The 18,578-nt window shown below is 72.3% G+C and carries 20 protein-coding genes; 13 read left to right on the top strand and 7 right to left on the bottom strand.

Annotated elements, in window-relative coordinates; all coding sequences use genetic code 11:
* Positions 1 to 22: 22 nt before the first annotated feature.
* The 10 genes from OG309_RS29330 to OG309_RS29285 all read left to right on the top strand — a co-directional run bounded on the left by OG309_RS29330 (position 23) and on the right by OG309_RS29285 (position 9,260).
* A complete protein-coding gene (locus OG309_RS29330) occupies positions 23 to 1,720 on the top strand; it encodes a nitrite/sulfite reductase (RefSeq protein ID WP_329425323.1) in 1,698 nt (565 codons plus the stop codon).
* A complete protein-coding gene (locus OG309_RS29325; protein WP_329425321.1) occupies positions 1,717 to 1,896 on the top strand; it encodes a hypothetical protein in 180 nt (59 codons plus the stop codon). The genes OG309_RS29330 and OG309_RS29325 overlap by 4 nt, the downstream gene beginning before the upstream one ends.
* On the top strand, positions 1,893 to 2,609 hold the full coding sequence (locus OG309_RS29320; RefSeq protein WP_329425319.1) for a phosphoadenylyl-sulfate reductase: 717 nt from the start codon (positions 1,893 to 1,895) through the stop codon (positions 2,607 to 2,609). Before OG309_RS29325 ends, OG309_RS29320 begins: the two co-directional genes overlap by 4 nt.
* The gene (gene cysC, locus OG309_RS29315; protein WP_329425317.1) at positions 2,609 to 3,190 is read left to right on the top strand and encodes an adenylyl-sulfate kinase; all 582 of its coding nucleotides are present in this window, start codon (positions 2,609 to 2,611) and stop codon (positions 3,188 to 3,190) included. The genes OG309_RS29320 and cysC overlap by 1 nt, the downstream gene beginning before the upstream one ends.
* Complete coding sequence (cysD, locus tag OG309_RS29310) at positions 3,187 to 4,122, top strand: sulfate adenylyltransferase subunit CysD (RefSeq protein WP_329425315.1); 936 nt, start codon at positions 3,187 to 3,189, stop codon at positions 4,120 to 4,122. Before cysC ends, cysD begins: the two co-directional genes overlap by 4 nt.
* Positions 4,122 to 5,474 carry a sulfate adenylyltransferase subunit 1 gene (locus tag OG309_RS29305; RefSeq protein WP_329425313.1) on the top strand — a complete coding sequence of 451 codons (1,353 nt, stop codon included), beginning with the start codon at positions 4,122 to 4,124 and terminating at the stop codon, positions 5,472 to 5,474. Before cysD ends, OG309_RS29305 begins: the two co-directional genes overlap by 1 nt.
* 212 nt (positions 5,475 to 5,686) lie before the next feature.
* Positions 5,687 to 6,796, top strand: a complete 1,110-nt coding sequence (locus tag OG309_RS29300) for an aliphatic sulfonate ABC transporter substrate-binding protein (protein ID WP_329425311.1) — start codon at positions 5,687 to 5,689, stop codon at positions 6,794 to 6,796.
* A 34-nt stretch (positions 6,797 to 6,830) separates the two neighbouring features.
* The gene (locus tag OG309_RS29295; protein ID WP_329425309.1) at positions 6,831 to 7,628 is read left to right on the top strand and encodes an ABC transporter ATP-binding protein; all 798 of its coding nucleotides are present in this window, start codon (positions 6,831 to 6,833) and stop codon (positions 7,626 to 7,628) included.
* The gene (locus tag OG309_RS29290; protein WP_329425308.1) at positions 7,615 to 8,514 is read left to right on the top strand and encodes an ABC transporter permease; all 900 of its coding nucleotides are present in this window, start codon (positions 7,615 to 7,617) and stop codon (positions 8,512 to 8,514) included. Before OG309_RS29295 ends, OG309_RS29290 begins: the two co-directional genes overlap by 14 nt.
* Before the next feature lie 5 nt (positions 8,515 to 8,519).
* On the top strand, positions 8,520 to 9,260 hold the full coding sequence (locus tag OG309_RS29285) for a sirohydrochlorin chelatase (RefSeq protein WP_329425306.1): 741 nt from the start codon (positions 8,520 to 8,522) through the stop codon (positions 9,258 to 9,260).
* Positions 9,261 to 9,431: 171 nt separating this feature from the next.
* Here the strand turns inward: OG309_RS29285 and OG309_RS29280 are convergent, their stop codons facing one another.
* The 3 genes from OG309_RS29280 to OG309_RS29270 form a co-directional block, all read right to left on the bottom strand.
* Positions 9,432 to 10,004, bottom strand: a complete 573-nt coding sequence (locus OG309_RS29280; protein ID WP_329425304.1) for a TIGR03086 family metal-binding protein — start codon at positions 10,002 to 10,004, stop codon at positions 9,432 to 9,434.
* 79 nt (positions 10,005 to 10,083) lie between these two features.
* Complete coding sequence (locus OG309_RS29275; RefSeq protein WP_329425302.1) at positions 10,084 to 10,689, bottom strand: mycothiol-dependent nitroreductase Rv2466c family protein; 606 nt, start codon at positions 10,687 to 10,689, stop codon at positions 10,084 to 10,086.
* A gap of 73 nt (positions 10,690 to 10,762) precedes the next feature.
* Positions 10,763 to 11,314 carry a DUF1697 domain-containing protein gene (locus OG309_RS29270; RefSeq protein ID WP_329425300.1) on the bottom strand — a complete coding sequence of 184 codons (552 nt, stop codon included), beginning with the start codon at positions 11,312 to 11,314 and terminating at the stop codon, positions 10,763 to 10,765.
* A 317-nt stretch (positions 11,315 to 11,631) separates the two neighbouring features.
* Here OG309_RS29270 and OG309_RS29265 point away from each other — a divergent pair, with 317 nt between their 5' ends.
* On the top strand, positions 11,632 to 12,114 hold the full coding sequence (locus tag OG309_RS29265) for a DedA family protein (protein WP_329425298.1): 483 nt from the start codon (positions 11,632 to 11,634) through the stop codon (positions 12,112 to 12,114).
* A gap of 100 nt (positions 12,115 to 12,214) precedes the next feature.
* On the opposite strand, the gene mgt is transcribed toward OG309_RS29265, so the two are convergent.
* The 4 genes from mgt to OG309_RS29245 form a co-directional block, all read right to left on the bottom strand.
* Positions 12,215 to 13,408 (bottom strand): macrolide-inactivating glycosyltransferase, encoded by a 1,194-nt coding sequence (mgt, locus tag OG309_RS29260; protein WP_329425297.1) that lies wholly within the window; start codon positions 13,406 to 13,408, stop codon positions 12,215 to 12,217.
* 89 nt (positions 13,409 to 13,497) lie between these two features.
* Positions 13,498 to 14,808 carry an ABC transporter substrate-binding protein gene (locus OG309_RS29255; RefSeq protein ID WP_329425295.1) on the bottom strand — a complete coding sequence of 437 codons (1,311 nt, stop codon included), beginning with the start codon at positions 14,806 to 14,808 and terminating at the stop codon, positions 13,498 to 13,500.
* The gene (locus OG309_RS29250; RefSeq protein WP_329425293.1) at positions 14,805 to 15,647 is read right to left on the bottom strand and encodes a carbohydrate ABC transporter permease; all 843 of its coding nucleotides are present in this window, start codon (positions 15,645 to 15,647) and stop codon (positions 14,805 to 14,807) included. The genes OG309_RS29255 and OG309_RS29250 overlap by 4 nt, the downstream gene beginning before the upstream one ends.
* Positions 15,644 to 16,606, bottom strand: a complete 963-nt coding sequence (locus OG309_RS29245; RefSeq protein WP_329425291.1) for a carbohydrate ABC transporter permease — start codon at positions 16,604 to 16,606, stop codon at positions 15,644 to 15,646. Before OG309_RS29245 ends, OG309_RS29250 begins: the two co-directional genes overlap by 4 nt.
* 180 nt (positions 16,607 to 16,786) lie before the next feature.
* Here OG309_RS29245 and OG309_RS29240 point away from each other — a divergent pair, with 180 nt between their 5' ends.
* Both OG309_RS29240 and OG309_RS29235 read left to right on the top strand, forming a co-directional pair.
* Positions 16,787 to 17,644: a phosphotransferase enzyme family protein gene (locus OG309_RS29240; RefSeq protein WP_329425289.1), complete on the top strand. Its 858-nt coding sequence runs from the start codon at positions 16,787 to 16,789 to the stop codon at positions 17,642 to 17,644.
* 69 nt (positions 17,645 to 17,713) lie between these two features.
* On the top strand, positions 17,714 to 18,544 hold the full coding sequence (locus OG309_RS29235) for an alpha/beta fold hydrolase (RefSeq protein WP_329425288.1): 831 nt from the start codon (positions 17,714 to 17,716) through the stop codon (positions 18,542 to 18,544).
* The last annotated feature ends 34 nt before the right edge of the window (positions 18,545 to 18,578 follow it).

Raw genomic sequence — 18,578 nt, 5'->3', positions numbered from 1 at the left:
CAGTCCCGAAGGACATATCGCCATGGCCGCCACCCCGGAAAACCCCACTCCCGCAGCCGCCCGCCGCAAGACCGGGCGCCACCGCGGCGAGGGTCAGTGGGCCGCGGGGCACTTCACCCCGCTGAACGGCAATGAGCAGTTCAAGAAGGACGACGACGGTCTCAATGTACGGACACGTATTGAGACGATCTACTCCAAGCGTGGATTCGACTCCATCGACCCCAACGACCTCCGCGGCCGGATGCGCTGGTGGGGCCTGTACACCCAGCGCCGCGAGGGCCTGGACGGCACCAAGACCGGAGTCCTGGAGCCGGAGGAGCTGGACGCCGAGTACTTCATGCTCCGCGTCCGCATCGACGGCGGCCGGCTGACCACCGAGCAGCTGCGGGTCATCGGCGAGATCTCGCAGGAGTTCGCCCGCGGCACCGCCGACCTCACCGACCGGCAGAACGTCCAGTACCACTGGATCCGGATCGAGGACGTCCCGGAGATCTGGAACCGCCTGGAGGCGGTCGGCCTGTCCACCACCGAGGCCTGTGGCGACACCCCGCGCGTCATCCTCGGCTCGCCCGTCGCCGGCATCGCCGAGAACGAGATCATCGACGGCACCCCCGCCGTCGAGGAGATCTACCGGCGCATCGTCGGCAACCCCGACTTCTCGAACCTGCCCCGCAAGTTCAAGTCCGCGGTCTCCGGCTCGCCCCTGCTCGACGTGGCGCACGAGATCAACGACATCGCCTTCGTCGGCGTGAACCACCCGGAGCACGGCCCCGGCTTCGACGTCTGGGTCGGCGGCGGCCTCTCCACCAACCCCAAGCTGGGCGTCCGGCTCGGCACCTGGGTCTCCCTGGACGAGGTGCCCGACGTCTACGAGGGCGTCATCTCGATCTTCCGCGACTACGGCTACCGCCGGCTGCGCACCCGCGCCCGCCTGAAGTTCCTGGTCGCCGACTGGGGCCCGGAGAAGTTCCGCCAGGTCCTGGAGGACGAGTACCTGAAGCGCAAGCTGACCGACGGGCCCGCCCCCGAGCAGCCGGCCGGCCGCTGGCGCGACCACGTGGGCGTCCACAAGCAGCTGGACGGGCGCTACTACGTGGGCTTCGCCCCGCGCGTCGGCCGGGTCGACGGCACCACCCTGACCAAGATCGCCGAGATCGCCGAGGCGCACGGTTCGGGCCGGGTCCGCACGACCGCCGAGCAGAAGATGATCGTCCTGGACATCGAGGAGGGGCAGGTCGACTCGATCGTCTCCGCCCTGGAGTCCCTGGACCTGCGGGTGACCCCCTCGCCGTTCCGGCGCGGCACGATGGCCTGCACCGGCATCGAGTTCTGCAAGCTGGCCATCGTCGAGACCAAGGGGCGGGGCGCCTCGCTCATCGACGAACTGGAGCGCCGCATCCCGGAGTTCGACGAGCCGATCACCATCAACATCAACGGCTGCCCGAACGCCTGCGCCCGCATCCAGGTCGCCGACATCGGCCTCAAGGGCCAGCTGGTCCTGGACGACGACGGCAACCGCGTCGAGGGCTACCAGGTGCACCTCGGCGGCGCGCTCGGCCTGGAGGCCGGCTTCGGCCGCAAGGTCCGCGGCCTCAAGGTCACCTCGGCCGAGCTGCCCGACTACGTCGAGCGGGTCCTCACGCGCTTCCAGGCGGAGCGCGAGGACGGCGAGCGCTTCGCCACCTGGGCGGCGCGCGCGTCGGAGGAGGCGCTGTCGTGAGCGAGCGAGCCGCCCCCTTCCACTGCCCCTACTGCGGGGACGAGGACCTGCGTCCGCACGAGCAGGGCCACGGCGCGTGGGAATGCAGGGCCTGCAGTCGAGCCTTCCAGCTGAAGTTCCTGGGGCTCCTCGCCCCGGAGACTTCGGGCAACACACCTGGGAGGGAACAGATATGACGGGCACTCGGATTCCGCAGGACGCCACCGCGGCCGACCTTCAGGCACTCGCCGAGCAGGCCGGCCGCGAGCTGGAGGACGCCTCCGCGCTGGAGATCCTCCAGTGGGCGGCCGGCACCTTCGGCGAGCGCTTCTGCGTCACCTCCTCCATGGAGGACGCGGTCGTCGCCCACCTCGCCTCGCGCGCCCTGCCCGGTGTCGACGTCGTCTTCCTCGACACCGGCTACCACTTCCCCGAGACCATCGGCACCCGTGACGCGGTCGACGCGGTCATGGACGTCAACGTGATCACCCTGACCCCGCGTCGGACGGTGGAGGAGCAGGACGCCGAGTACGGCGCGAAGCTCTACGAGCGCGACCCCGACCTGTGCTGCGCGCTGCGCAAGGTCAAGCCGCTGGAGGACGGCCTGACCGGCTACGCCGCGTGGGCCACCGGTCTGCGCCGCGACGAGTCCCCGACCCGGGCGAACACCCCGGTCGTCGGCTGGGACGAGAAGCGGCAGAAGGTCAAGATCTCCCCCATCGCCCGCTGGACCCAGGACGACGTGGACGCGTACGTCCTGGAGCACGGGGTGCTCACCAACCCGCTCCTCATGGACGGTTACGCCTCCGTCGGCTGCGCCCCCTGCACCCGCCGGGTCGAGGACGGCGAGGACGCGCGGGCCGGCCGCTGGGCCGGCCGGGCCAAGACCGAGTGCGGACTGCACGCCTGATGACCACCACCGAAACCCCCCACACCGAGACCTCCCAGGAGAACCACGTGACCGGTGCCACCGTCTGGCTCACCGGCCTGCCGAGCGCCGGCAAGACGACCATCGCGTACGAGCTGGCCGGCCGGCTGCGCGCCGGAGGGCAGCGCGTCGAGATCCTCGACGGCGACGAGATCCGCGAGTTCCTCTCGGCGGGCCTCGGCTTCAGCCGCGAGGACCGGCACACCAACGTGCAGCGCATCGGCTTCGTCGCGGAACTGCTCGCCTCGAACGGCGTGACGGTCCTGGTCCCGGTCATCGCGCCGTACGAGGACAGCCGCGAGGCGGTCCGCAAGCGCCACGCGGCCCAGGACACCCCGTACGTCGAGGTGCACGTCGCCACTCCGGTGGACGTGTGCTCGGTGCGGGACGTGAAGGGCCTGTACGCCAAGCAGGCCGCGGGTGAGATCAGCGGTCTCACCGGCGTCGACGACCCGTACGACGAGCCGCGGAACCCGGATCTGCGGATCGAGTCCCACACCCAGACCGTGCAGGAGTCCGCGGCGCAGCTCCACGCGCTGCTCACCGAGAGGGGTCTGCTGTGACCACTGTCGCTCATGTCCACGAGGCGACCGACAGCCCGTTCGCGCTGTCGCACCTCGACTCCCTGGAGTCGGAGGCCGTCCACATCTTCCGCGAGGTGGCGGGCGAGTTCGAGCGGCCGGTGATCCTCTTCTCCGGCGGCAAGGACTCGATCGTCATGCTGCACCTGGCGCTGAAGGCCTTCGCCCCGGCGCCGGTCCCCTTCACGCTGCTGCACGTCGACACCGGGCACAACTTCCCCGAGGTCATCGAGTACCGCGACCGGGTCGTGGCCGAGCACGGGCTGCGGCTGCACGTGGCCTCCGTGCAGGAGTACATCGACGCGGGCAAGCTCCGCGAGCGCCCCGACGGCACCCGCAACCCGCTGCAGACCGTCCCGCTGACGGAGGCGATCCAGCAGCACCGCTTCGACGCCGTGTTCGGCGGTGGGCGGCGCGACGAGGAGAAGGCCCGCGCCAAGGAGCGAGTGTTCAGCCTGCGCGACGAGTTCTCCCAGTGGGACCCGCGCCGACAGCGGCCCGAGCTGTGGCAGCTGTACAACGGCCGGCACGCCGCCGGCGAGCACGTCCGCGTCTTCCCGCTCTCCAACTGGACCGAGCTGGACGTGTGGCAGTACATCCAGCGCGAGCGGATCGAGCTGCCGGAGATCTACTTCGCGCACGAGCGCGAGGTGTTCCAGCGCAACGGCATGTGGCTGACGGCGGGCGAGTGGGGCGGCCCCAAGGAATCCGAGACGGTCGTGACCCGGCTGATCCGCTACCGCACGGTCGGCGACATGTCCTGCACGGGCGCGGTGGACTCCGACGCCACCACGCTGGACGCCGTCATCACGGAGATCGCCGCCTCCCGGCTCACCGAGCGCGGAGCCACCCGCGCGGACGACAAGATGTCCGAGGCCGCGATGGAAGACCGCAAGCGCGAAGGGTACTTCTAATGAGCACGTCCACCGAGCAGCCGGCCGCCGAGCTCGCGGCCACCACCCTGCTGCGCTTCGCCACCGCCGGGTCCGTCGACGACGGCAAGTCCACCCTGGTGGGCCGGCTCCTGCACGACTCCAAGTCGGTCCTGGTGGACCAGCTGGAGGCCGTGGAGCACGCCTCGCGTTCGCGCGGCCAGGAGGCGCCGGACCTGGCGCTGCTGACCGACGGCCTGCGGGCCGAGCGGGAGCAGGGCATCACCATCGACGTGGCGTACCGCTACTTCGCGACGCCGCGGCGCCGGTTCATCCTCGCCGACACCCCCGGGCACGTGCAGTACACCCGGAACATGGTGACGGGCGCCTCGACGGCCGAGCTGGCCGTGGTCCTCGTCGACGCCCGCAACGGCGTCGTGGAGCAGACCCGGCGGCACGCCGCGGTGGCCGCCCTGCTGCGGGTGCCGCACGTGGTGCTCGCGGTGAACAAGATGGACCTGGTCGAGTACCGGGAGTCCGTCTTCGCCTCCATCGCCGCGGAGTTCACGACGTACGCCTCCGAGCTGGGCGTCCCGGAGATCACCGCGATCCCGATCTCGGCGCTGGCCGGTGACAACGTGGTGGAGCCGTCGGCGAACATGGACTGGTACGGCGGCCCGACGGTGCTGGAGCACCTGGAGACCGTCCCGGTCAGCCACGACCTGACGGCCTGCCACGCGCGCTTCCCGGTGCAGTACGTGATCCGCCCGCAGACGGCCGAGCACCCGGACTACCGGGGATACGCCGGGCAGATCGCGGCCGGTGCCTTCCGGGTCGGCGAGGAGATCACCGTGCTGCCCTCGGGTCGGACGACGACGATCGCCGGGATCGACGCGCTGGGCGAGTCCGTGGACATCGCGTGGGCGCCGCAGTCGGTGACGATCCGGCTGGCCGACGACATCGACATCTCCCGCGGCGACCTGCTCGCCCCGGTCGGCGACGCCCCGGCCACCAGCCAGGACGTCGAGGCGACCGTCTGCCACGTGGCGGACACGCCGCTGGCCGTCGGGCAGCGGGTGCTCCTGAAGCACACCACCCGCACGGTCAAGGCGATCGTGAAGGAGATCCCGTCCCGGCTCACGCTGGACGACCTCTCCCAGCACCCGGAGCCCGGGCAGCTGGTCGCCAACGACATCGGCCGGGTCAAGGTCCGCACCGCCGAGCCGCTCGCGCTCGACGCGTACGCCGACTCGCGCCGCACGGGATCGTTCCTGCTGATCGACCCCGCGGACGGCACCACGCTCGCGGCCGGCATGGCGGGCGAGTCGTTCGCCTCGGCCAAGGCCGTCGCGGCGGTGGACGCCACGGACACCGAAGAAGGATGGGACTTCTGACGATGATTCAGGACTTCTGGGCCACCTTCGCGAAGGAGGGCGGCCGGGTGGGTTCCGGTGCGCTCGGCGCGGGCCGGGGAGGTGTCGCGCGATGTGCGTGCTGACCTCCGTGCGCCGCTGCGGCGGCGCCGCGCTGATCGACCCGTTCCACCCCGTACGACATCGACATAGACGCAGACTTCGCAGAAGCTGAATCGAGGGGAACACCTCCCGTGCCTGCCACCACCCGTACGACCCTGCGCCGCGGCCTGGCCGCCGCCGCCCTGCCCCTGCTCATCGGGGCGCTCGCCTCCTGCGGCTACGGCTCCGAGGCCAAGAACAACGACGAGAAGAAGGTGGCCGCCGAGGGCGCGAAGCTCTCCGCCGACACCGTACGGCTCGGGTACTTCCCCAACCTGACGCACGCCACCGCGCTGGTCGGCGACCAGGAGGGCATCTTCCAGAAGGAGCTGGGCGGCACCCAGCTGAAGGTGTCGACCTTCAACGCCGGCCCCTCCGAGATCGAGGCGCTCAACGCCGACTCGATCGACATCGGCTTCATCGGCCCCTCGCCGTCCATCAACGGCTTCACGAAGTCCAAGGGCACCAACCTGCGGATCGTCGGCGGCTCGGCCTCCGGCGGCGTCAAGCTGGTCGTCAACCCCGCGAAGATCAAGACCCTCGACGACGTCAAGGGCAAGAGGATCGCCACCCCGCAGCTGGGCAACACGCAGGACGTGGCCTTCCTCAACTGGATCTCCGAGAAGGGCTGGAGCGTCGACGCCCAGAGCGGCAAGGGCGACGTCTCCGTGGTCCGCACGGACAACAAGATCACCCCGGACGCCTACAAGTCGGGCTCCATCGACGGCGCCTGGGTGCCGGAGCCGACCGCGTCCAAGCTGGTCGGCGAGGGCGCGAAGGTGCTGCTCGACGAGTCCGACCTGTGGCCGGACAAGAAGTTCGTCATCACCAACATCATCGTGTCGCAGAAGTTCCTGAAGGCGCACCCCGACGTGGTGGAGGCGGTGCTGCGCGGTTCGGTGAAGACCAACGCGTGGATCAACGCCGACCAGGACCGGGCGAAGGCCTCGGCCAACGCCAAGCTGAAGGAGCTGTCGGGCAAGCCGCTCGGCGCCAAGGTGATCGACGGCGCCTGGCCGTCGATCCAGTTCACCGACGACCCGCTGGCGGCCACCCTGCAGGCGCAGGCGGACCACGCGGTGAAGGCCGGTCTCCTCAAGCAGCCCGACCTGAACGGCATCTACGACCTGAAGGCGCTCAACAAGGTCCTGAAGGCCGCGGGCAAGCCCGAGGTGTCCGACGCCGGTCTCGGCGCGAAGTAACCCAGCCGCAGCTTTCTCCCAGGAGGTGACGACCATGGCCACGACCACGACGCTCGCCAAGGCCGAGGACCGCGTCGGCGCGGTGGGTCATGCCGCGCGCATCGAGCACGTCTCGAAGTCCTTCGGCGGTCCCACCGGCGGACAGCTCGTCCTGGACGACATCTCGCTCGATGTCGCCCCGGGTGAGTTCGTCACCCTCCTGGGCGCCTCGGGCTGCGGCAAGTCCACCCTGCTCAACCTGGTCGCCGGGCTCGACCGGCCGTCCGCGGGGTCCATCGAGACCCCCGGCGGCCGGCCGGCCCTGATGTTCCAGGAGCACGCCCTGTTCCCGTGGCTCACCGCGGGCAAGAACATCGAGCTCGCCCTGAAGCTGCGCGGGCTGCCGAAGGCCGAGCGCCGCCCGGAGGCCGAGCGGCTGCTCGAACTGGTGCGGCTCGGCGGCTCGTACGGCAAGCGCGTCCACGAGCTGTCCGGCGGCATGCGGCAGCGGGTGGCACTGGCCCGGGCGCTCGCCCAGGACAGCGACCTGCTGCTGATGGACGAGCCGTTCGCCGCGCTCGACGCGATCACCCGGGACGTGCTGCACGACGAGCTCACCCGGATCTGGCGGGAGACCCGGCTCTCGGTCCTCTTCGTCACGCACAACGTGCGCGAGGCCGTGCGGCTGGCCGAGCGCGTGGTCCTGCTGTCCTCCCGGCCCGGCCGGATCGCCCGCGAGTGGACCATCGGCATTCCGCAGCCGCGCCGCATCGAGGACGCCGCCGTGGCGGAGCTCTCCGTCGAGATCACCGAAGAACTGCGTGGGGAGATCCGCCGCCATGGCCAGCACTGAGACGACGCCGCCCGACGAGCGGGTGAAGACCGACGACCTCGCCGGTCTGGAGGCCGGACTCGACGCGCTCGACAGCGTGCAGGTTCGGCGGGCCCCGGTGCGCGAGGTCCTCCTGAGGAAGGTCCTGCCGCCGGTCCTCGCCATCGTGCTGGTGCTGGTGGTGTGGCAGCTCCTGGTGACCTTCGAGGTGGCCGACGAGGGCAAGCTGCCCTCGCCGGGCGCCGTGTGGGACAGCCTGTCCACGATGTGGCTGGAGGGCACCCTCCTCGACGTCCTGTGGACCAGCGTGTCCCGGGCCCTGCTGGGCTTCCTGCTCGCCCTCGCGATCGGCACGCCGCTGGGCCTGCTGGTCGCCCGGGTGGGTGTGGTGCGGACGGCGATCGGCCCGATCCTGTCCGGGCTGCAGTCGCTGCCGTCGGTCGCCTGGGTGGCTCCCGCGGTGCTGTGGCTGGGCCTCAACGACAGCATGATGTTCGCGGTGATCCTGCTCGGCGCGGTCCCCTCCATCGCCAACGGCCTGGTGGCCGGCGTGGACCAGGTGCCGCCGCTGTTCCTGCGGGCCGGGCGGACGCTCGGCGCGACCGGGCTGAAGGGCGCCTGGCACATCGTGATGCCGGCCGCGCTGCCCGGATACCTCGCGGGTCTGAAGCAGGGCTGGGCCTTCTCGTGGCGCTCGCTGATGGCGGCGGAGATCATCGCCTCCTCCCCCGACCTGGGCCTCGGCCTCGGCCAGCTCCTGGAGAACGGGCGCAACAACTTCGACATGCCGGGGATCTTCCTGGCGATCTTCCTGATCCTGCTCGTCGGCGTCGCCATCGACCTGCTGGTGTTCAGCCCGGTGGAGCGTGCCGTGCTGCGCCGCCGCGGCCTGCTGGTGAAGGCCTGATCCCCATGACCGCTCCGACTCTGCTCGTCATCGCCCACGGCAGCCGCGACCCGCGGCACGCGGCGACCGTCCAGGCGCTGGTGCGCCGGGCCGGCGCGCTGCGGCCGGGGCTGCGGGTGGAGACGGCGTTCCTGGACTTCAACCTGCCCTCGGTGCCGGGGGTGCTCGACCGGCTCGCCGCCGACGGGGTGCGGGAGGTGGTGGTGCTGCCGCTGCTGCTGACCCGCGCCTTCCACGCGAAGGCCGACATCCCCGCCGTCCTGCGGCAGGCCCCGGCCGGTCTGCGGGTCCGGCAGGCGGAGGTCCTCGGCCCCTCGCCGCTGCTGATCGCGGCGGTCGAACGGCGGCTGTACGAGGCCGGGCTCACGCCCGGCGACAAGTGCTCGACCGGGGTCGTCCTGGCCTCGGCGGGCTCCACCGACCCGGAGGCGATCGCAGTGATCGCAGAAACGGCGCGGGAGCTGCGGCGCACCGGTTGGTGCTCCGTGCGGCCTGCGTTCGCCTCCGCATCTCTTCCGCGTACGGACGAGGCGGTACGGGCGCTCCGCGCCGACCCCGGCGTGCGCCGGGTGGCCGTGGCCCCGTACGTGATCGCGCCGGGCCGCCTCCCGGACCGTATCGCGGCGGGCGCGGCCGACGCCGACGTCCTCGCGGACGTCCTGGGGCCCGCCCCGGAGCTGGCCCGGCTGCTCCTGGAGCGGTACGGGGCCGCGGCGCGCGCCGCGGCCGACCGGCCGGCGGCCTAGGGCCTGTCGTCAAACTCCCGTCGTCGCCCGAAGGGCGGCCCCGCGGCGTCTGGTGCGTGCTCTCGGCGTGCCGGGTGGAAGCCCTCGTACTGGACGTACTCGGACTTTCACCCGGTGCGGCGAGAGCGCGTGCCAGGCGTCGCGGGGCAGGCGGGAGTGTGACGACCGGCCCTAGGGCCTCGGCGTACGCCCGCTCAGGGCGAGGGCCCGGGTGAAGGGGTCGGCGTCGCCGGGGGCGGCGACCGGCTCGGCGAAGCCGTCGTATCGGCGGAACATCTCCGCGTACCGATCGACGACGTCGAGCAGGAAGACGGCGGTGTCCGCGGGGATCTCGAAGGTCCGGCCGGTGGACGCGGCCAGGTCCCAGCCGTGCAGGGCGAGTTCCTTGACGAGCATCGAGGCGATCTCGGGTGCGGGCAGGGAGCTGCCGCCGAGGTCGACCTCGCCTTCCCAGGCCTCGGGCTTCTCCCAGGCGGCGAGCGCCCGGTCGAGCTGGGCGGCGTACCGCTCGGCCCAGTCGGTGTCGGCGGTGAAGTCGCGCTGGACGGTCTCCTCGGGCAACGGGGTGCGCAGGGCGCGGTGTTCGAGGCCGTGCGCGCTGTAGAGGACGAGGTGGTTGGCGAGCTCGCGGACCGTCCAGTCGGTGCAGACGGACGGTGCGGCGAGCTGCTGCGGGGTGATCCCGCGGGTGACGCGGGCGGCTTCGGCGGCGCAGGCGGTGAGGTGCGCGTGGATCTCGTTCATGCCGCCGACGGTACGGAGGACCGCCCGGACCGGTCTTGAACTTTCGCGACAGGCGCGCGGGCCCGGGGGCCGGGGCCGGCTACGCGAAGTCGAGGTCGCCGGTGCGGGTGCGCTTGATCTCGAAGAGGTCGGGGTGGCCGGTGAGCACGCGGTAGCTGTCGAAGAGCTCGGCGGCCCGCTCGCCGCGCGGGATGGCCCGGAGCACCGGACCGAACCAGGCGGTGCCGTCGACGTGCAGGGTGGGGGTGCCGACGTAGGCCTCGGCCTCGGGGTCCTTGCCCGCGTCGTGGCTGCGCCGGACGGCCTCGTCGTACGAGGGGTCGTGGGCGGCCTCGGCGAGGGCGGCGGGCAGGCCGAGCTCGGCGAGGGACTCGGCGATCACCGCGTCGAAGTCCTTGTTCTTCTGCTCGTGGATGCGGGTGCCGTACGCGGTGTAGAGCGGGCGCAGGATCTCCTCGCCGTGCTGTTCGGCAGCGGCGGCGGCGACCCGGACGGGGCCGATGGAGGCGTCGACCAGGGTGCGGTACCAGTCGGGCAGCTCGTTGCCCTCGTTGTGGAAGAAGAGGCTCATCACGCGGAAGCGCAGGTCGATGTCGCGGTGCCGCTCGACTTCGAGGATCCAGCGGGAGGTGATCCAGGCGAAGGGGCAGGCGGGGTCGAAGTAGAAGTCCACGGTGGTCGTCATGGAAGAGACACTAGCCAGCCGATGGCCCGGATCACCGGGCCATTCGCATCCCGTCCCACTGGGCCAATCTCCCTCAGCCCGCGGTCATCTCCACCAGCTTGACGACGGTGTTCCAGTTGCGGGCGGTGACGGTGACGTCCTTGTGGAGGGAGGGCCGGGAGACGGCCTCGCCCAGCTTGGAGGTGCCGAGTCCGCCGGGGACGTAGAGGTAGAGGACCCGGTCGCCGAGGGCGAACTCCTCGGGCAGGAAGGCCTCCTGGTCGATCCGGGCGAAGCGGTCCGCCGTGACGGGCCCGGAGTAGTAGAGGGCGTGGAGCTGCTTGCCCTCCAGTTCGGCGGCGGGGAACGGGCAGGCTTCGGCGACGGCCGCGAGATAGGCGTGGTCACGCACGAGACAGGGGACGCGGAAGCCGAAGTGCTCCTCGATCGCCGCTTCGAGGGCGGCGGCGAGCTCGTCCTCGGAGTCCTCGCGGTCGGTGGTGAAGACGGCGTTGCCGCTCTGCAGATAGGTGCGCACCTCGTGGTGGCCGAGCCCTTCGAGGACGGAACGGAGCTCTGCCATGGGGACCTTGTTGCGCCCGCTCACATTGATCCCGCGGAGCAGGGCCGCGTACGTAGTCGTCATGTCCACACCCTAGGACGGCCGCCGTGCCCCGTGGGGGAGGGCGCGACGGCCGCCGGCCGCGGGGCTCCTGGAACGGAGCTCTCCGGTAGCTGGCCGAAACCCTGTCCGATGGGAGGGGGTGAATCAAGGGCTCCACGCGGCTGTGACTTATTCAACAACGTTTCGTAATAAGGAATCGGGACGAGCCGTCCGATTGCGACGGAGCACGGCCGCCGGGGCCCGGGATACAGGTGCCCTGCATCCACCCCACCGGTGTTCGGTTAGGGTTGCCTTGCCTGGCGTACGGGCGGGCAAGGCAACCCAGAGGACGGAACGTCGTGGATAAGATCGCGCTCACGGCCGGTGCCCTGTACCTCATCATCCTGCTCCGCGCCGGAGGAACGTTCGCCGTCGGCTGGCTGGCGGGCGCCGGCGCCCGGCGCAGCAGGTTCGCCGGGCGGATCTCGTCGGAGAAGTTCCTGCGCGCCGAGCGGGCGATCCAGCGGTGGGGCGCGCCGGTGGTGGCCGTCTCCTTCCTGACCGTCGGCTTCCAGACCGCCGCCAACTTCCTCGCGGGCAGCCTGCGCATGCCCTTGCCGCGCTACCTCCCCGCCCTGTTCGCGGGCGGAGCCGCCTGGGCCCTGATCTACGCGACCGCGGGCCTCGGCGCGCTCGAAGTACTCGGACGCCTCTTCGCCGAGCGGACGGCCCTCGGGGTGGCCGCCGTGGCCGTCCTCCTCCTCGCGGTGTGCGCGGTGCTGCTCCACCGCAGGAGGAGGTCGGCCCCGCCCGCGGCCGACCCGGTGCCCGAGGAGTCCTGAGCCCGTCCGGCCGGGGCGGGGGCGAGGGCGTGCGCCGGGACTCGTGACCGCCCGCACCCCGCGCGTGGGCGCGGGGTGCCCGCGCGTGGGAGCGCCGGGTCTACGGGAGTTCCGCCTCGATCAGGTCGGCCGCGCGGCGCGTCCCGCCCTCGCGGGTCATGGCCTCCTGGATCAGCCGGGCTCGGCGGGCGACCTCGGGGTCGGCGACGAGCGTGAGCACGGCTTCGCGCAGCCGCTCGGGGGTGACCTCGTCCATCGGCAGGTGGCGGGCGACGCCGAGCGACTGGAGCATGTCGGCGTTGCCGAACTGGTCGACCGCCTGCGGCACCGCGACCATCGGGGTCGCCGTGGCCAGGCCCTCCTGGCTGCCGCCCGCGCCCGCGTGGGTGACGAAGGCGTCGGCCTCCGCCAGGATCGCGGGCTGCGGCACCCAGGTGCGCACCTCGATGTTGTCCGGGACCTCACCGAGCTCGGCCGGGTCGACGAACGCGCCGATCTGGAGCACGACATGCCAGTCGTCGAGCCCGCCGAAGGCGGCGACGCAGTCCCGGTAGAAGGCCGGCTGCTTGGTGTAGGAGGAGCCGAGCGAGATCAGGAGCAGCTTCCCGGCGCCCTCCGGCCGCCGCCACTCCGCCGGCTCGGCGCGCTCGCTGCGGCAGGAGCCGACGAAGGTGAACACGGACTCGTCGACCCGGTCGGCGTGCGGCTGGAGCGCCCGGGGGATGAGCACGAGCCCGCGGCGCGGGCGGCTCACGAACGGGTCGGGAGGGGTGTGGACGCCGTGCGCGGTGAGCCAGGCGGTGAAGCGGGCGTAGTACGCCCTGCCGCGCGGCGTGGCCTTGAGCTCCGCGTACATCGGCTCGGCGACCTCCTCCTCGTACCCCTCCCAGGGGACGAGGTTCGGCCACAGCGAGACGGCGGGGACGCCCCAGGTGTGGGCGAGGACGCGGGCGGGGTACGAGGTGATGTCGTGCAGCACCAGGTCCGGCCGGTCGCCGTCGAAGGCCGCGTCGAGCTGCGGGAGTGCCTGGACGGCGTCGGCGAGGAAGGGCTCGATGTTGTCGATGAGTTCGGTGCCCCACGCGTCGGGGTCGTCGTCGACGGGGAGGGTCGAGCCGTAGACGACGGGGGTGGCGCCGGTCGCGGCGACCTTCTCGGCGAAGGCGGCCGGGATCGCGTAGCTCACCCGGTGGCCCCGGTCGACGAGCTCGCGGATCACGTCGAGGCTGGGGTTCACGTGCCCGTGGGCGGCGATGGAGAACATGGCGATGTGGGAGCGGGGGGTCGCGGTCATGACCCCCACCCTAAGTGAGACGATACGTCTCGTCTAATGATTATCGCGGTTCCCTGTCGCCTCCGGGCCCCCTCTTCCTCTCGTCGCCCCTATCGCCGCTGGTAGCGGGCCAACACCCGGTTGCCGTCCACCACCAGGCGCTTGCGCAGCTCGGCGGCGTCGATGGCGCCGCTGTAGTACTCCTGGAACGCGGGGGTGGCGACCTTGTCCTTCCACTCCGGGTAGCCGCGCACCGACGGGGCGGGCGCCGGGCTGAGCTGCCGGGCGACGGCCGCGCCGGTGGCCCAGCCGTACGCGGCGGTGTGCAGGGCCGGGTCGGCGAGGGCGGCGGTGGAGGTGGGCAGCATCCAGTCGCCGCGCGCCAGCCGGACCGTGTTGCGGGGCTGGAGGAAGAAGTCGAGGAACTGCGCCGCCTCCTTCTTGTGGGGGCTGTCCTCGGCGATGGACAGGGTCTGCGGGCTGACGCCCTGGGTGAGCCCGCCCGCCCCGGCGGGGGCCGGGAGCACCGTCCAGTCGAATCCCTTCGGCGCCTGCCGGACGATCTGCTGCCGGTACGAGAAGCCCAGCGGGACCATCGCGTACTTGCCCCCGAAGAAGCCGGGCAGGGTGTCCGAGCCGCCGCTGCCGAGGGTGGCGCGGGAGGCGGTGCGGTCGGTGTCCACCATGGCCCGGACGGTGCCGGGCACGACGGCGTCGCCCTCCTCGAACCGCAGCACGGCCCTGCCGTCGGGGTCACGGTGGAAGAGCCGGCCCCCGGCGGAGAGGCCGAGGTTGAGGGAGACGGACACCGGCTCCTTCAGCGGCCAGGCGACCGCGTACCGCCCCTCCCCCATGGCCGCCGTCAGGTCCTTGGCGACCTGACGGAACTCCGGCCAGGTCCACGGGTGTTCGGCGGTCGGGACGCGGACCCCGGCGTCCTTCAGGAGGCTCCGGTTGGCCATGATCATGCGGGGTTCCTGGAGGAACGGCACCCCGTAGATCCCGTCCCCGAAGGTGGTGGTCCGCCAGCTGCGTTCGGGGACGTCGGCGCGCAGCCGGGCGGGCAGCAGTCCGCGCAGGTCGGCGAGGTAGCCGCCGTACGCGAAGTCGGCGAGGTCGTCGGAGGCGTCATGGATGAGGTCGGGTGCCTCGCCGCCCTCGAAGGAGGTGAGCAGCTGGTCGTGGACCGAGTCCCAGCTGCCCTGCACGTAGTCGACCTGGATCCGGGGGTGGGCCGCGTTCCACTCCCGCACCAGTTCCTTGTTGGCGTCGACCGACTCCGGCTGCCAGGCCAGCGACTGGAAGCGGAGCCGGACCACGCCGTCGGTGCCGTCGGTGCCGCGATCACCCGTGGTCGAGCAGCCGGTGAGCAGCAGGGCGAGCGCTGCCGCCGCCGCGGTCAGCAGGCGTGCGCCCCTCATGACTTCACCGCCCCGGCCAGCATGCCGCCGGTGATCCGCCGCTGGATGACGGCGAAGACGACGAGGGACGGGAGGGTCGCCAGGAAGGCCGCGGCGGCGAGCGGGCCGAGGTCGGCGACGCCCTCGGCGCCGAGGAAGTGGGTGAGGACCACGGGCAGGGTCTGTTTCTCGGGGGTCTTGAGCAGGACGAGGGCGAAGAAGAACTCGTTCCACGCGGTGATGAAGGCGAACAGCGCGGTGGCGACGATGCCGGGGCCGAGCAGCGGCGCGGTGACGGAGACGAGGACGCGCAGCCGTCCGGCGCCGTCGACGGCCGCCGCCTCCTCCAGTTCGACGGGGACGGCGCGGACGTACCCGGTGAGCATCCACAGGGCGAAGGGCAGCGACCACACCACGTACACCGCCGTCAGCCCGGCCAGGCTGTTCACCAGGTGCAGGTTCTTCAGGACCAGGAAGAGCGGGATGATCAGCAGCACGAACGGGAACGCCTGGCTGACCACGACCCAGCCGGTGGCGGCGGCCGTGAGCCGGGAGCGGTGCCGGGCCAGCACGTAGGCCATCGGCGTGGCGACCAGGACCGCGACGAGGGCGGCGGCGAGCGCCGCCAGCAGGCTGTTCCCGGCCGCCCGGAGCAGCGGCTGCTCGTCGAAGGCCTGCCGGAAGTTGTCGAGCGTGGGAGCGCGCGGGATCCAGGTGGGGTGCGGGGAGCCCAGCTCGACGGCCGGCTTGAAGGCGGTGGAGATCAGCCACAGGAACGGGAAGGCGAGGAAGACCAGATACGCGACGAGCGCGAGGTACTGGCCGAACCGCGCGGGCCCGCTGGTGCGGAAGGCGCTCACCGGTCCTCGTCCCCCTTCAGTCGTCCGACGAGATACAGGGCGAGCAGGACGGAGATCACCGCGACCATCACACAGCCCATGGCGGCGGCGTAGCCGAACTGGCCGTAGCGGAAGGCCTCCTCGTAGGCGAAGAGCATGGGCAGCCGGGTCCGGCCGCCCGGTCCGCCGCCGGTCAGCACGTAGACCAGGGCGAAGGAGTTGAAGTTCCAGATCAGGTTGAGGGCGCTGATCGCGAGGGCGACCGGGCGCAGCGCGGGCCAGGTGACGGTGCGGAAGCGCTGCCAGGCTCCGGCGCCGTCGAGGGCGGCGGCCTCGTGCAGCTCGCGCGGGGTGTTCTGGAGTCCGGCGAGCAGGGCGACGGTGGTCTGCGGCATGCCGGCCCAGACGCCGACCACGAGGACGGCGGGCAGGGCGGTGGCGAGGCCGCCGAGCCAGACCCGGTCCTCGCCGAGGCCGAGGTCGCGCAGGGTCTCGTTGAGGATGCCCGCGTCCGGGTTGTAGACCAGCCGCCACATGATGCCGACGACGACCTCGGGCATCGCCCAGGGGACGATCGCGAGCGCCCGGGCCAGCCAGCGCAGCCGCAGCTTCTGGTCGAGCAGCAGGGCGAGGCCGAGGGCGAGCAGGAACTGCGGGACGGTGACGCCGACCGCCCAGACCAGGCCGATGCGGAAGGAGTCCCAGAAGAGGGTGTCGTGCAGCAGGTCCCGGAAGTTGAGGGCGCCGATCCAGCCGGTGGCCTGGGTGCGGCCGGACTGGGCGTCGGTGAAGGCCAGCGCGATGCCGTAGAGGATCGGGCCGACGCTGAGCAGCAGGATGGGCAGGAGGGCCGGCAGCACCAGGAACCAGGGGCTGTGGAAGGGGCCGGAGCCGGGGCTCGGGCGGGGGCGGCCGGCGCCGGGGGCCCCGGCGGGTGTCCGGCGCCTCGCGGACCGTCTGTCCGCGGTCGTCGCACTCACAGACCTGCCCCCTTCGCGCGGTCGACCCGGGGGGCCGGCCGGGCCGGTCCGCCGGTGTGCCGCCTCGCACCGGTCACGCTGTCCAGGGCGGTCATCGTCCTGAGGGGCCGTCGGTTCGTCAAGGCGACCTGCGCGGATGCGAGACTTTGGCGGAAACGCGACGGCTGTGGGGAGAGAACGATGGACGAGGCGCGGGCACGGGAGATCCTGGCCGCCGCCGGACTGCGGGCGGCCGACGCGGCGCTGCTCGCGCTGGGCGAGAACGCGGTGTTCGGCCTCGGCGAGCTGGTGGTCAAGGTCGGCCGGGACGCCGAGCTGCTGCCGCGCGCCGAACGGGAGCTGGCGCTGGCCGGCTGGCTGGCGGAGGCGGGCGTGCCGGCCGTACGGGCGGCGGAGCCCACGCCGCGGGTCGCCGAGGGGCACCCGGTCACCCTGTGGCACCGGCTGCCCGACCCGGTCCGGCCCACCGAGCCCCGGGACCTGGCGCCGCTGCTCCGGCAGGTGCACGCGCTGCCCGAGCCGGCCGGGCTCACGCTGCCGCGCCGGGAGCTGCTCGGCGGGGTGGAGCGCTGGCTGCGGCTGGCGGGCGACGCGATCGACCCGGCCGACGCGGCGTTCCTGCGCGAGCGCCGCGACGCCTTCGCCCCGGCGGCCGCCGCCCTGACCCCGCATCTGACGCCCGGCCCGATCCACGGCGACGCCCTCCCCCGCAACGTCCACGTCGGCCCCGAGGGGCCGGTCCTGGTGGACTTGGAGACCTTCTCCTCCGATCTGCGCGAGCACGACCTGGTGGTGCTGGCCCTCTCCCGCGACCGCTACGGCCTCGACCCGGCCGCGTACGACGCCTTCACCGACGCGTACGGCTGGGACGTGCGCGCCTGGGAGGGCTGCGCGGTGCTGCGCGGGGCGCGGGAGACCGCGAGCTGTGCCTGGGTCGCGCAGCACGCGCCGGCCGACCCGAAGGCGCTCGCCGAGTTCGAGCGGCGGGTCGCCTCGCTGCGGGACGGCGACCCCGAGGTGCGCTGGTACCCCTTCTGACGGCCGGCCGACGTCCGACCTGACATCATGACTCCTTGTCGAACCGGCTTCCGGGAACGGGGTGTTGTGATGCGGGTGGAGCTTTCGGACGTCACGCTGGACGTCGAGGTGAGCGGCGAGGGACCGGCCGTGCTGCTGGTGCACGGCTTCCCGGACTCCCACCATCTGTGGCGGCACCAGGTGCCCGCGCTGAACGCCGCCGGATTCCGGACGATCGCGCCGACCCTGCGGGGCTTCGGCGCCTCGGACCGGCCGGAGGGCGGCCCGGAGGCCTACTCCCCGGCGGCCTCGGCGGCGAACCTGGTGGAGCTGCTCGGGCACCTGGAGATCGACCGCGCCCATGTGGTCGGGCACGACTGGGGCTCGGGCATCGTCCAGGGCCTCGCCCAGGTCCGGCCGGAGCTGGTGCGGAGCCTGGCCATCCTGTCCGTCGGCCACTTCGGGGCCATCCGGGGCGCGGGCTGGGAGCAGCGGCAGCGCTCCTGGTACATGCTGCTGTTCCAGCTGCCGGAGCTCGCCGAGAACTGGCTGTCCCACGACGACTTCGCCCACCTGCGCGACATGCTCGGCGAGCATCCCGACGCGGAGGCCGTGCTGGAGCCGCTGCGGGCGCCGGGCGCGTTGACGGCGGCGCTGAACATCTACCGCTCGGGCGTGCCGGCCGAGGTCCAGTTCGCCCCTGCGCTGCCGCTGCCGCCGCTGCCGGAGCAGGTCCCCGTGATGGGCGTCTGGTCCACCGGCGACCGCTTCCTCACCGAGGCGCAGATGACGGGCACGTCCGCGTACGTCGCCGGATCCTGGCGCTACGAGCGGGTCGAGGACGCCGGCCACTGGCTCCAGCTGGACCAGCCGGAGAGGGTCAACGAGCTGCTCCTCTCCTTCCTCAAGGAGAACGGCTAGGGCCTGTCGTCAAACTCCCGTCGTCGCCCGCGGG

The sequence above is a fragment of the Streptomyces sp. NBC_01268 genome (genome assembly GCF_036240795.1).
GTDB lineage: Bacteria > Actinomycetota > Actinomycetes > Streptomycetales > Streptomycetaceae > Streptomyces.
Note: the sequence above shows the minus strand (reverse complement) of the source record. Positions and strands in the feature narration are given on the sequence as shown.